This is a genomic window from Bacillus sp. PK6-026 (assembly GCF_054161455.1).
On record NZ_CP096418.1, the window covers coordinates 1,764,116 to 1,777,371 of the forward strand.

The following is a 13,256-nucleotide window of genomic DNA, read 5'->3' on the forward strand; positions in this document are numbered from 1 at the left end:
CATGGATCAGGCAGAAAGCTTACGAAGGCGGATGGGGCAGCGCTTCGCCGAACCGCCCGCCCCTGTCGCTCATCCAAAAGCGAAAACGCTCGCTGTTATGAGTGGAAAAGGAGGCGTCGGGAAGTCGAATATATCGCTGAATACGGCTCTCGCCTTCTTAGAAAAAGGAAAGAGCGTGCTGTTGATCGATCTAGATGTCGGAATGGGGAACATCGATATTTTGATCGGCCGGCAATCGCTCTGCACCGTGATGGATCTCCTTCAGCAAAAAATACCGTTTGAGCGCGCCTTGTCAGCCGGTCCGCGTGGCCTTCAATACATTTCGGGCGGAACGGGACTGGATGCGATGTTCGAATTGAACGGGGAAAACTGGGCGTTCTTTCTGAAAGAATTAACGCGGGCTTTGATAAGCTTCGATTATGTCATATTTGATATGGGAGCGGGGCTGTCAAAAGATCAGCTGCCATTCGTCCTGTCAGCGGATGAAATTCTGGTCGTCACCACGCCGGAGCCGACATCCATTATGGACGCTTACAGCGCGATCAAGCATTTGGCATTAACGGGACGCGATCTTCAGCTGAAAGTCGCTGTCAATCGCTGTACAACCCAAAAAGACGGAATTTCCGCCTTTCTCCGCCTTTCCAACACGGTAAACGCTTTTTTACAGCAAAAGCTTGCATATGCAGGGCCGATTCCTGAGGATCCCCTGGTACCAAGAGCCGTTGTGGAGCAGCAGCCGTTTCTGATGAAGAACCCGCGTTCCAAGCCGAGCAGGGCGGTTTACCTGCTGGCAGAATCGCTGCTTGATAACGGCAGAACGGAAATAGGCGAAAACCGGTCCTTTATCGATAAATTATCTTCATTCCTGAGGAGGGGCAATACATTATGATTCGTGTTCTTGTCGTTGACGACTCTGCTTTTATGAGAAACATGATCACCAAGTTTTTAACATCCAATCACGAGATTGCTGTAGCAGGAACGGCAAGAAACGGCGAGGAAGCGCTCCAAAAAATCAAGGAGCTCCGCCCGGATGTGATCACATTGGATATTGAAATGCCTGTGATGAACGGAAAAGAAACATTGAAAAGGATCATGGCGAGCGATCCGCTTCCGGTTGTCATGGTATCGAGTCTGACGCAGCAGGGGGCTGATATCACGATCGAATGTCTTGAGCTGGGGGCGATCGATTTCGTCGCAAAGCCGTCGGGTTCAATTTCAATTGATTTATATAAAGTAAGAGACATGCTGATTGAGAAAGTGTTGACAGCAGGGCGGGTGAAACTGAAAGGCCGGCCTGTTCCAATTTCAAAACCCGCCATCGAGACGGCAAAGCGGCCGCCGGTGAGCGGCAGCGATTCAGTCCGTGTTCGGGCTGGAAAACAGCTCATCTGCATCGGTACATCGACAGGGGGACCGAGAGCGCTGCAAAGAGTGCTTCCCAAGCTTCCCAAAACGTTGAAGGCGCCTGTTTTTGTCGTTCAGCACATGCCAAAGGGGTTTACAGCCTCATTAGCGAACAGGCTGAACCACCTCTCAGAAGTAACCGTGAAGGAGGCTGAAAACGGTGAGAGAGCGAAAGACGGCTGGGTTTACATTGCCCCCGGAGGGAAAAACATGGCAGTCGGCCTTGAAAAGGGCGAATTGGTGATCACGCTCGATGACCGCGACACAGAGAGCCGTCACAAGCCTTCTGTTGACTATTTGTTCCATTCCCTGGCCTCACTTCGGGAGTTTGAAAAAATCGCCGTCATTATGACGGGGATGGGAAGCGACGGAACAGAAGGCGTAAAAGGCCTTTTGAAACATGGAAGCGGAACGGTGATCGCCGAAGCAGCCGAGTCGTCCGTCGTTTTCGGAATGCCGAAATCGGTCATTAACAACGGGCTTGCAAACGACATCAAGCATGTTGATGAGATTGCCGCAGCCATTATGACGTATATGAAAAAAGAGAGGGCGTGACTCATATGGATATGAATCAATATTTAGACGTCTTTATTGAAGAAAGCAGAGAACATTTGCAAACCTGTAACGAAAAATTGCTCGAACTCGAAAAAAATCCGACAGACCTGCAGCTTGTCCATGATATTTTCAGAGCGGCTCATACCTTGAAAGGGATGAGCGCTACGATGGGCTATGAAGATATGGCTCATTTAACGCACAGTCTGGAAAACGTGCTGGACGCGATCCGAAATGAAGAAATGACCATTACGTCAGAGTGGATGGACATCATGTTTGAAGCGCTCGATGACCTTGAAGCGATTGTCCTTTCGATCATTGAAGGGGGCGACGGCAAAAGAGACGTTTCAGAAGTCTGCGCCAAGCTTGATGTGACAGGCGCAAACAAGGAGGCGGCCGCATCGGCAGAAGCGCCTGAAGCGGCGTCGTCTGAAACGAAATGGGCCTATGACGAATTTCAGCGGACGGTCATCGCCGAAGCTGAGGAACAAGGCTTTAAATGTTACGAAATCAATGTTGCGTTGAAAGAGGACTGCCTGTTGAAGGGAGTTCGGGTGTACATGGTATTTGAACAGCTGAACGAAATCGGCGAAGTCGTCAAAACGATTCCGGAAACGGAAGTTCTCGAGTCGGAAGATTTTGATTCCGAATTCGTCGTGTGCTTTTTAAGCAAACACGGGGAAGAAGAGATTTTCAACAAAATCAACGGCGTATCTGAAATCGAAAAAATTGAAGTAACCGAGCTGAAAAACGATTTTTCGGCACAGGAAGAAGCCGCGCCTGCAGCGCCTGAAAAAGAAACGGCACCGAAAGACGCGGAGAAAACCCCGGCTAAGCAGCCGGACGGCAAAAAAGAAGCGGCGAAACCTGCAGCAGGCGGCGGAACGAAGACGATCCGCGTCAACATCGACCGCCTCGATTCATTAATGAACCTGTTTGAGGAGTTGGTCATTGACAGAGGGCGCTTAGAGCAGATCGCCAAAGAGCTTGAACACGGCGAATTAACAGATACCGTCGAACGGATGACAAGAATTTCAGGCGACCTGCAATCGATCATCCTCAACATGAGAATGGTTCCGGTAGAAACGGTGTTCAACCGCTTCCCGCGCATGGTCCGCCAGCTGACAAAAGAATTAAATAAAAAGATCGAGCTGTCGATTTTCGGGGCGGAAACCGAGCTTGACAGAACGGTAATAGATGAGATCGGCGACCCGCTTGTCCACCTCTTGAGAAACAGCCTTGATCACGGGATCGAGGCGCCTGAAGTCAGGGTGAAAAATGGTAAGCCTGAAACGGGTCAAGTCCGTCTGAAAGCATATCACAGCGGGAACCACGTCTTTATCGAGGTCGAGGATGACGGAGCCGGCATCAACCGCAAAAAGGTGCTTGAAAAAGCGCTTGAACGCAACGTCATTACCGAACGTGACGCCGAAACGATCGAAGATCATGAAATCGACGCACTCATTTTTGCACCGGGATTCTCAACCGCAGATCAAATCTCGGATATTTCAGGACGCGGGGTCGGCTTGGACGTTGTCAAAAGCAAGCTGGAATCTTTGGGCGGTTCTGTCAGCATCAGGTCGAGCGAAGGCGAAGGTTCGCTTTTCTCCATTCAGCTTCCGCTTACACTGTCGATCATATCCGTGCTGCTAGTCAAACTTGAAAACGAAACGTTTGCGATACCGATTTCTTCTATTATAGAAACGGCTGTCATCGATAAGAAAGATATTCTTCAGACGCACGACCGCGAAGTGATCGATTTCAGGGGCCATATCGTACCGGTGGTTTACCTGAAAGAACAGTTTAATGTTGAGGATTCTTCGGATGATCTTGATCAGCTTCACGCCATCGTCGTGAAAAAAGGAGACAAGCTGACGGCATTTGTTGTCGACTCCTTTATCGGCCAGCAGGAAGTCGTACTAAAATCACTCGGCGATTATTTAACAAACGTCTTTGCCATTTCCGGCGCAACGATTTTGGGAGACGGACAAGTAGCCCTGATCATCGACTGCAACGCCCTTATCAAATAGAAAGCGAAAGGAGAGCGATCCTCTTGACCACACAGACTACCACCGGTGAAAAAATGATTGTGTTCAAAGTAAATCATAAAGAGTATGCCATCTCTGTATCCGAAGTGATGTCCATTGAAAAATGGCAGCAGCCAACAAGGGTGCCGGGAGTGGAACCGTATATTTGCGGCGTCATTAATTTGAGAGGTGTTGTCACGCCTGTCATCGATTTAAGAAAGCGGATTGAAGCGCCTGGAGATACAATTACAGATGAAACGAGAATCATCATCATCACCCATCAGGACATTGAAGTCGGCTGGGTGGTGGACGAGGCGAACGATGTCATCACTGTCGAGGAAGAGGAAATTGAATCGGCTCCCGAAACGGTAGGAAAAGACGGCAGGCAATGGATTAAAGGCATCGTCAAGCAAGGGTCCAGACTTCTCAATCTGATTGACTCTGAAGCTGTTTTAAACCGGAAGTCGAGCCTTGCCGCCGCTTCTGAAAATGTGAAGAAATAAGGAGCCTATGATGAGCGTATTTAACGGAATTAGAGAAGAGCATCTTGATATATTGCGGGAAGTCGGGAATATCGGAGCGGGTCATTCCGCTTCTGCCCTGGCTCTATTGCTGAACAGGAAAATCGAAATGGAAGTGCCGTTTGTCAAGCTGATGTCGTTTGATGAGCTTGTCAACCTATTCGGCGGTGCAGACCTTCCTGTCGCAAGCATCTTTTTGCGCATGGAAGGGGATTTTCCCGGTTCTATGTTCGTGATCATGCCTTTTTCAGAGGCCGAGCAGCTGATCAGGGAGCTTGTCGGCAATCCGGAATTCGAGATTGACAGCATGACGCCGAATGATATCGGAGCCTCCGCCCTGCACGAACTCGGGAATATTATGGCGGGATCTTATTTGACCGCTCTCGCTGATTTGACAAACCGGCAAATGTACCCGAGCGTCCCTGAACTGACGCTTGATATGTTCGGAGCCGTCATCAGCGAAGGGCTGATCGAGCTCAGCCAAGTTGGAGACCAGGTTATCGTGATCGACAACTCCATTTTTGACGAGGAGCACAACCGGAAAGTAAAAGCGCATTTGTTCCTTCTGCCGGACTATGATTCTTTTGAAAAGCTCTTTCATGCATTGGGTGCAGCTCTATGAAAATCTTAGAAAAAGAAACATCGATTATCAGAGTGGGAATTGCCGATGTGAAAATAGTCCGCACTCCCGACAAGATCAGGACATCGGGTCTCGGTTCGTGCGTCGGACTCGTGCTCTATGATTTGGAAGCGAAGACGGCCGGTCTCGTCCACGTCATGCTTCCCGACTCTTCCTTATCCAAGACACCGGACATCAATGTGGCAAAGTACGCGGACACAGCTGTCGAAGCGACGGTCAAGATGCTGCTTGAAGCCGGATGCCGAAAATACGCTTTGAAAGCGAAAATGGCCGGAGGAGCCGAAATGTTTAAATTTAAGATGACAAATGATTTGATGAAAGTCGGGCCAAGAAATGTGCTTGCGATTAAAAAACATCTATCTCTCTTAAACATTCCGATTGTAAGCGAGGATACAGGCGGAAACAGCGGAAGAACGATCGAGTTCGATCCGCAGTCAGCCGAACTTGTCATCCGGACAGTTAAACAAGGTGTAACGATGATTTAATATGCAATATAGGGGGATAAAGATGCAATCCTTGAACTATGAAGATCAGATGCTTTGGTCGCGGTGGAAAGAATGGAAAGATCCTCAGGCAGGCGATGATTTAATCCGCCGCTATATGCCGCTTGTGACATATCATGTCGGCCGGATAGCCGTCGGCTTGCCCAAGTCCGTTCATAAAGACGATTTGGTCAGCCTTGGCATGCTGGGTTTGTATGACGCCCTTGAAAAATTTGATCCGGGAAGGGATTTGAAGTTTGATACATACGCTTCCTTCAGAATCAGAGGCGCTATTATCGATGGCCTTCGCAAAGAAGACTGGCTTCCGAGAACATCCCGTGAAAAAACGAAGAAAGTGGAAGCTGCGATCGAAAAGCTCGAACAGCGCTACTTAAGAAATGTTTCGCCGAGCGAAATCGCCGCTGAGCTGGGAATGAGCGAGCAAGACGTCGTGACCACAATCAATGAAGGTTTCTTTGCGAATCTCCTTTCAATTGATGAGAAGCTTCACGACCATGAAGACGGGGAGAACGTCCAGGTGATGATCAGGGACGACAAAACGAGCACGCCGGAAGAAAAAATGCTCAAAGACGAACTGATCTCCCAGCTTGCGGAAAAAATAAACGAGCTTTCAGAAAAAGAACAGCTCGTGATCAGCTTATTCTATAAAGAAGAGCTGACCCTGACGGAAATCGGACAGGTTTTGAATTTGTCGACTTCCCGCATTTCACAGATTCACTCCAAGGCGCTTTTGAAACTGAAGCATCTGCTGGATAAAGTGGTACAATAACATGTAAGCTGCCGGCATGAAACCGGCAGCATTTTTTAAGCGTCCGACAGGGAAGTCTTTTTTTGATTAAATTTCATGGTTAGCGAGTGAAAAATATGTCAACAATATTATGGCTTGTGAGCTTTACGCTCCACGGTATATTGATTTATTTCGTCATCATTCTGAATGCGAGGCTCAGCGCTTTTAAGGCGGCGGAGAAAGAGCAAAAACAGCTTTTGGAAGAAACCGAGAATACATTGACCGCTTTTTTGATGGAGCTAAAAGACGAAAATGAAAAACTCGTTCGCGAGATTCGGGCGAATGCCGAAGAAGAGCCGCAAAGAGTGCAAACACAGCCTGACATTCCTGCTCAAACCCCCGCCCTTCCGGAAGCGGACGAATCGCGCGATCTGCCGCTTCACATCGAAGCGATGATCAATGAGGTGGAGCAGGAAGAGGATGAGCTCAATCAAAAAGAGCAGGAATCCGTATCCTATGAAGAAGAAGCTCTCGCATTATATGAAAAGGGGCTCTCTCCGGAGGAAATCGCAAGACAGCTGAAAAGCGGGAAAACAGAAATCGAGCTTTTCTTAAAATTTCGCGGAAAGCTGAAAAACGATTCTTGATTGTCGAGAAAGCTTATGTTATATTATTTCTTGGTGTTAATTACACACGCTTAACGATTTATGCAAGCGGTGCTGTGCGGTTCTCGCGTGCAGTCCTGCATAAAAATGACCTAAGCGGAGGAAAAAAACCATTATATTAGGAGGAAATAACACATGTCAGTCATTTCTATGAAGCAATTGCTTGAAGCTGGTGTTCACTTCGGCCACCAAACGCGCCGCTGGAACCCAAAAATGAAGCGTTACATCTTCACGGAGCGTAACGGAATCTACATCATCGATCTTCAAAAAACAGTCAAAAAAGTTGAAGAAGCATACAACTTCACGAAAAACCTTGCAGCTGACGGAGGAAAAATCCTTTTCGTCGGTACGAAAAAGCAAGCTCAAGACTCTGTTAAAGAAGAAGCGGAACGTTCTGGAATGTACTATGTCAACCAACGTTGGCTTGGCGGTACGTTAACAAACTTTGAAACGATCCAAAAGCGTATCAAACGCCTTAAAGATATCGAAAAAATGCAGGAAAACGGCACATTTGACGTACTTCCTAAAAAAGAAGTCGTTCAATTGAAAAAAGAATTAGAGCGTCTTGAAAAATTCCTCGGCGGAATCAAAGAAATGAAAGAGCTTCCTGACGCACTGTTCATCATCGATCCTCGCAAAGAGCGCATCGCGGTTGCAGAAGCGCGCAAGCTGAACATTCCGATCATCGGAATCGTTGACACAAACTGTGATCCTGATGAAATCGATGTTGTCATCCCTGCGAACGATGACGCCATCCGCGCTGTTAAATTGCTGACTTCTAAAATGGCAGATGCCATCCTTGAAGCAAAACAAGGTGAAGAAGTAGCTGAAACAGAAGCGAAAGAAGCAGAAACAACTGAAACAACAACTGCTTAACCTGGTCAAAAGGTGATAAGGGGGTCTGCCTTTTATCACCTTTTTTTTCACCAGATCAACACTTACATATTTTGTTTGATATATAAGGAGGAAATCAAAAATGGCAATTACTGCACAAATGGTAAAAGAGCTTCGTGAAAAAACTGGCGCAGGCATGATGGACTGCAAGAAAGCGTTAACTGAAACTGACGGCAACATGGATAAAGCGATCGATCTTCTAAGAGAAAAAGGAATCGCAAAGGCTGCCAAAAAAGCTGACCGCATCGCGGCTGAAGGTTTGACTTTGATCAAAACCGACGGCAACACAGGCGTTATTCTTGAAGTGAACTCCGAAACGGACTTCGTTGCGAAAAACGAAGGCTTCAAAGAGCTTTTGAACGACCTTGCTGACCACATTCTTGCTGAAAAGCCTGAAAGCGTTGAAGCTGCTATGGCTCAAAAAATGGCTAACGGTTCAACTGTAGAAGAATACATCACAAGCGCGGTTGCTAAAATCGGAGAAAAAATCACGCTTCGCCGCTTCACTGTCCTGACAAAAGGCGATGACGCTGCATTCGGCGCATACCTGCACATGGGCGGAAAAATCGGCGTATTGACTGTCCTTAACGGCACAACTGACGAAGAAACAGCAAGAGACATCGCGATGCACGTTGCAGCTGTAAACCCTCGCTTCATTTCCCGTGACCAAGTGTCAGAAGAAGAAGCGAACCGCGAGCGCGAAATCTTGACTCAGCAGGCGCTTCAAGAAGGAAAGCCTGAAAACATCGTCGCAAAAATGGTTGAAGGCCGCCTGAACAAATACTTCGAAGAAATCTGCCTGCTTGATCAAGCATTCGTTAAAAACCCGGATGAAAAAGTGAAACAGGTCGTTGCTGCGAAAAATGCAACAGTTGAAACATTCGTCCGCTACGAAGTTGGAGAAGGTATCGAAAAACGCCAAGAAAACTTTGCTGAAGAAGTTATGAACCAAGTGAAAAAATAAGATTGAAAAGCCGCTTGCCTTAAAACACACGGCAGGATCTTTTCAAAGAAAATAGGGGACACAATTTGTGTCCCTATTTTTAAAACAGTTTACAAACCTTTTTTTCTCTTGCATAATAAATAACGGCAAGCATGCACTTGGAGGTTAATATGGAAAAACCAAAGTATAATCGTATCGTATTAAAGCTTAGCGGAGAAGCCCTTGCGGGTGAACAGGGAAACGGCATCAACCCGACCGTGATCCAGTCCATCGCCAAACAGGTGAAAGAAATCGCCGAGCTTGATGTTGAAGTGGCGGTCGTCGTCGGCGGCGGCAACCTGTGGCGCGGAAAAACGGGCAGCGATCTCGGAATGGACCGCGCAACAGCGGACTACATGGGAATGCTTGCAACGGTCATGAATTCCCTTGCGCTGCAAGACAGCCTTGAAACGCTCGGCATTCAATCAAGAGTTCAGACATCCATCGAAATGCGGCAGGTCGCTGAGCCATACATAAGAAGAAAAGCGATTCGCCATCTTGAAAAGAAGCGCGTCGTCATCTTCGCTGCCGGTACAGGCAATCCATACTTCTCAACGGATACGACAGCAGCGCTCAGAGCGGCTGAAATCGAAGCCGACGTCATCTTAATGGCTAAAAATAATGTCGACGGTGTATACAATGCCGATCCTCGAACTGACGAAACAGCCGTAAAATATGAAAAATTGTCTTATCTCGATGTGTTAAAAGACGGTTTGGCCGTCATGGATTCAACCGCCTCTTCACTTTGCATGGATAACGACATCCCGCTGATCGTCTTTTCTATTATGGAAGAAGGAAATATTAAAAAAGCCGTTTTAGGCGAACAAATCGGTACAATCGTAAGGGGGAAATAACGTGTCAACTCAAGTGATGAATGAAACAAAAGAACGGATGGAAAAAGCGATAGGCGCTTATCAGCGCGAATTGGCGACTGTACGTGCAGGACGTGCAAATCCGTCTTTGCTGGACAAAGTGACAGTTGAATACTACGGAGCGCAGACGCCTTTAAACCAGATCGCGTCCATTACGGTTCCGGAAGCGCGCATGCTTCTCATCACACCGTATGACAAAACAGCGCTCGGCGATATTGAAAAAGCGATTCAAAAAGCCGACCTCGGCATAACTCCATCAAACGACGGCAACATCATCCGGATCACGATCCCTCCTCTAACTGAGGAGCGCAGAAAAGAGCTTGCCAAGCTCGTGAAAAAATATTCGGAAGATGCTAAAGTCGCGGTTCGCAACATCCGCCGCGATGCCAATGACGATCTGAAAAAACTAGAGAAAAATGGTGAAATGACTGAGGATGAATTGCGCTCTTCAACGGAAGACGTACAAAAGCTGACAGATGAATATGTGTCAAAAATTGATGAGATCACAAAAGATAAAGAGAAAGAAATCATGGAAGTTTAATGAAAAACTCTGTACAATAGATAATAGTGAAAAGACCCTCTCATGTTTACAGGGGGTTTTTTTGTTAATACTGTTGTTATCAAGAACGATATAACAGGAAAGCAACCTTTTGGGTGATGGAGGACTCTCATGCTCAATATACTCAAAAATTGGAAGAATCAGCATTCAGCTGCTTCCAACATGGAATGTTACACAAAAGAAAATATTTTAAAAGGAGAAATTCCTGAACATATCGCCATTATTATGGACGGAAACGGCCGTTGGGCAAAGAAACGGGCGATGCCCCGCATCGCGGGTCATCACGAAGGCATGAAGGTAGTCAGACAGACGACAAAGCTTGCCAATGAGCTCGGTGTCAAAGCGTTGACGCTGTATGCCTTTTCGACGGAAAATTGGAAGCGTCCTAAGTTTGAGGTTGACTTTCTGATGAAGCTGCCTGAAGAGTTCCTGGGAACGTATCTCCCGGAGCTGGTCGAAGAAAATGTCCGGGTCCGCTTGACAGGCGATAGGGAAGGACTGCCGCCCCACACGATCCGCGCGGTTGAAAAAGCAATCCGTGATACGGAAAACAATGACGGACTTATTCTTAATTTTGCATTGAATTACGGGGGACGTGCAGAAATCGTCAGAGCCGCAAAGAGAATTGCCGAAGAAGCGAAAAAAGGCACATTGAATACCGAGGAAATCGACGAAAAGCTATTTTCCGATTATTTAATGACAGAAGCTTTGCAGGACCCTGATTTGCTGATTCGCACAAGCGGCGAGATCAGGCTGAGCAACTTCATGCTTTGGCAGCTTGCCTACAGCGAATTTTTATTTACCGATGTATTGTGGCCTGATTTTAAAGACGTTCACTTGCTTCAGGCTATCGGAGAATATCAGCGTCGCGGGAGAAGGTTTGGCGGAATTTAGAGGATGGTGCAGATGAAACAGAGAATATTGACGGGTGTGATCGCGGCAGCGGTTTTTCTGCCGCTCGTGATTTTCGGCAAGCTGCCGTTCACCCTGCTAGTTTATGCAATAGGTATACTCGCTCTATTTGAACTTTTAAGAATGAAAGGCCTGAAGCTTATCAGCGCTCCGGGTATCATCAGCCTGCTGCTTTTGGCGGTTTTGCTGTATCCAAGCCAATATGCGGAAGACGCGGGGCTGGGCATAACCAAAGGGGAGGTCGTCTTTTTGGCCGTCCTTTTGCTTTTGGCATACACGGTGCTCAGCAAAAACTCGTTTACTTTTGACGAAGCGGCATTCGTGGCGCTGGCAGCAGTTTATATCGGATTCGGGTTTTATTACTTTATTGAAATCAGAAACATCGGACTCAGCTATGTCTTTTTTGCAATCGGTGTCGTCTGGTCAACGGATTCCGGCGCTTATTTTATCGGAAAGGCGTTTGGAAAGCGGAAGCTCTGGCCTGAAATCAGCCCTAACAAAACGGTTGAAGGCTTTTGGGGCGGGATTTTGACAGCGGTCGTTTTTTCCGCGATTTATCAGGCTGCCACAGGTTTTCCGCACGCTTATCTGTTTGTGCTGATCATTACCGTGCTTTTATCAATCGTCGGTCAGATCGGCGATTTGGCCGAGTCTGCGTTCAAAAGACACTACAAAGTGAAAGACTCGGGCCGGATCCTTCCGGGACACGGCGGAATGCTGGACCGCTTTGACAGCTTTTTATTTGTCATGCCGGTTCTATACTTCCTGCTTGTTCTTTTTCAGCCGTTCGGGCTATGATAGAAAAGGGTACTGATAGCTAGAAAGAAACAGAGGTGCGGCAATTTTGAAGAACATATGTCTATTGGGGGCGACAGGCTCCATAGGAGAACAGACGCTTGATGTGATCAAAGCGCATGACGATAAGTTTCAGCTGACCGCCATGTCTTTCGGAAAAAACGCCGAAAAAGCGGCAGAAATCATTGAAACATTTAAACCGAAGTATGTATCTGTAGGGGATGAGCATACATATGAAGCATTAAAACAGCATTCTTTTTCTTACACCTTTAAAACAGGGATCGGGGAGGAATCTTTAATCGAAGCGGCCGTTAGTCCGGAAGCGGATGTCGTCGTCAATGCTCTCGTCGGCAGCGTTGGTCTTCTGCCGACTTTAAAGGCGATGGAGCATAAAAAAACAGTCGCGCTTGCAAATAAGGAAACTCTCGTGACAGCCGGTCATATAGTGAAAGAACACGCCCAAACATACGATGTCCCGCTCTTGCCAGTCGACAGCGAGCATTCTGCGATTTTCCAGGCGCTCCAGGGGGAAAATCCGAAGCATATTAAACGGCTGATCGTCACGGCTTCAGGCGGCAGCTTCAGGGACAGAACAAGGCAGGAACTTGAAGGGGTCACAGTGGAAGAAGCCCTCAATCATCCAAATTGGTCGATGGGTGCAAAAATCACGATCGATTCGGCTACAATGATGAATAAAGGGCTCGAGGTCATTGAAGCGCACTGGCTGTTTGATCTGCCTTATGACCGGATCGATGTCCTCCTTCACAAAGAAAGCATCATTCATTCAATGGTGGAATTCCACGACCGAAGCGTCATCGCCCAGCTTGGCACACCTGATATGAGAGTGCCGATTCAATACGCGCTCAGCTATCCGGAACGCCTGCCGTTTGATGAAGCCAAATCACTCGAACTCTGGGAAGTCGGACAGCTGAATTTTGCCCAAGCTGATTTTGAAAGGTTCCGCTGCTTACAATTCGCTTATGAATCAGGTAAAATAGGCGGTACAATGCCGACTGTTTTAAACGCGGCCAACGAGGAAGCCGTTGCGGCATTTCTTTCAGGCAGGATTTCCTTTCTCGGGATTGAAGACATCATTGAAAAAGCTTTGGAACGCCATCAGGTGATCGCAAAGCCGAGCCTTCAAGAGATCCGTGAAGTGGACAAAGACGCCAGAAAGTTTGTCCAAACATTACTCACATAAGG

At 47.4% G+C, this 13,256-nt stretch carries 15 protein-coding genes; all 15 read left to right on the top strand.

From position 1 onward, the window contains the following. Position 1 precedes the first annotated feature (1 nt). The 15 genes from M1D59_RS09005 to dxr all read left to right on the top strand — a co-directional run bounded on the left by M1D59_RS09005 (position 2) and on the right by dxr (position 13,254). Entirely contained in the window at positions 2–889 is an 888-nt protein-coding gene (locus M1D59_RS09005) for a MinD/ParA family protein (protein WP_020451409.1), read from the top strand. Continuing rightward, positions 886–1,959, top strand: a complete 1,074-nt coding sequence (locus tag M1D59_RS09010; RefSeq protein WP_020451410.1) for a protein-glutamate methylesterase/protein-glutamine glutaminase — start codon at positions 886–888, stop codon at positions 1,957–1,959. The genes M1D59_RS09005 and M1D59_RS09010 overlap by 4 nt, the downstream gene beginning before the upstream one ends. Before the next feature lie 5 nt (positions 1,960–1,964). Beyond that, a complete protein-coding gene (locus M1D59_RS09015) occupies positions 1,965–3,986 on the top strand; it encodes a chemotaxis protein CheA (RefSeq protein ID WP_023857200.1) in 2,022 nt (673 codons plus the stop codon). 23 nt (positions 3,987–4,009) lie between these two features. Next, positions 4,010–4,486: a chemotaxis protein CheW gene (locus M1D59_RS09020; RefSeq protein WP_003181816.1), complete on the top strand. Its 477-nt coding sequence runs from the start codon at positions 4,010–4,012 to the stop codon at positions 4,484–4,486. Positions 4,487–4,496: 10 nt separating this feature from the next. Next, entirely contained in the window at positions 4,497–5,126 is a 630-nt protein-coding gene (locus M1D59_RS09025) for a chemotaxis protein CheC (RefSeq protein ID WP_003181818.1), read from the top strand. Then, complete coding sequence (locus M1D59_RS09030) at positions 5,123–5,629, top strand: chemotaxis protein CheD (RefSeq protein WP_026579732.1); 507 nt, start codon at positions 5,123–5,125, stop codon at positions 5,627–5,629. The genes M1D59_RS09025 and M1D59_RS09030 overlap by 4 nt, the downstream gene beginning before the upstream one ends. Before the next feature lie 22 nt (positions 5,630–5,651). Next, the gene (locus M1D59_RS09035; RefSeq protein ID WP_003181822.1) at positions 5,652–6,416 is read left to right on the top strand and encodes a FliA/WhiG family RNA polymerase sigma factor; all 765 of its coding nucleotides are present in this window, start codon (positions 5,652–5,654) and stop codon (positions 6,414–6,416) included. 95 nt (positions 6,417–6,511) lie between these two features. Beyond that, positions 6,512–7,021, top strand: coding sequence for a DUF6115 domain-containing protein (locus M1D59_RS09040; RefSeq protein ID WP_023857198.1), 510 nt, complete (start codon positions 6,512–6,514; stop codon positions 7,019–7,021). Between the two features lie 153 nt (positions 7,022–7,174). Next, positions 7,175–7,915: a 30S ribosomal protein S2 gene (gene rpsB / locus M1D59_RS09045; RefSeq protein ID WP_020451414.1), complete on the top strand. Its 741-nt coding sequence runs from the start codon at positions 7,175–7,177 to the stop codon at positions 7,913–7,915. A gap of 100 nt (positions 7,916–8,015) precedes the next feature. Beyond that, entirely contained in the window at positions 8,016–8,897 is an 882-nt protein-coding gene (tsf, locus tag M1D59_RS09050; RefSeq protein WP_020451415.1) for a translation elongation factor Ts, read from the top strand. A 149-nt stretch (positions 8,898–9,046) separates the two neighbouring features. Further along, on the top strand, positions 9,047–9,769 hold the full coding sequence (pyrH, locus tag M1D59_RS09055) for a UMP kinase (protein ID WP_020451416.1): 723 nt from the start codon (positions 9,047–9,049) through the stop codon (positions 9,767–9,769). 16 nt (positions 9,770–9,785) lie between these two features. Then, positions 9,786–10,328: a ribosome recycling factor gene (gene frr, locus M1D59_RS09060; RefSeq protein WP_154495759.1), complete on the top strand. Its 543-nt coding sequence runs from the start codon at positions 9,786–9,788 to the stop codon at positions 10,326–10,328. A 129-nt stretch (positions 10,329–10,457) separates the two neighbouring features. Then, positions 10,458–11,240: an isoprenyl transferase gene (locus M1D59_RS09065; protein ID WP_020451418.1), complete on the top strand. Its 783-nt coding sequence runs from the start codon at positions 10,458–10,460 to the stop codon at positions 11,238–11,240. 12 nt (positions 11,241–11,252) lie between these two features. After that, positions 11,253–12,056: a phosphatidate cytidylyltransferase gene (locus M1D59_RS09070; protein WP_020451419.1), complete on the top strand. Its 804-nt coding sequence runs from the start codon at positions 11,253–11,255 to the stop codon at positions 12,054–12,056. A 46-nt stretch (positions 12,057–12,102) separates the two neighbouring features. Next, positions 12,103–13,254 carry a 1-deoxy-D-xylulose-5-phosphate reductoisomerase gene (gene dxr / locus M1D59_RS09075; protein WP_026579731.1) on the top strand — a complete coding sequence of 384 codons (1,152 nt, stop codon included), beginning with the start codon at positions 12,103–12,105 and terminating at the stop codon, positions 13,252–13,254. Positions 13,255–13,256: the final 2 nt, after the last annotated feature.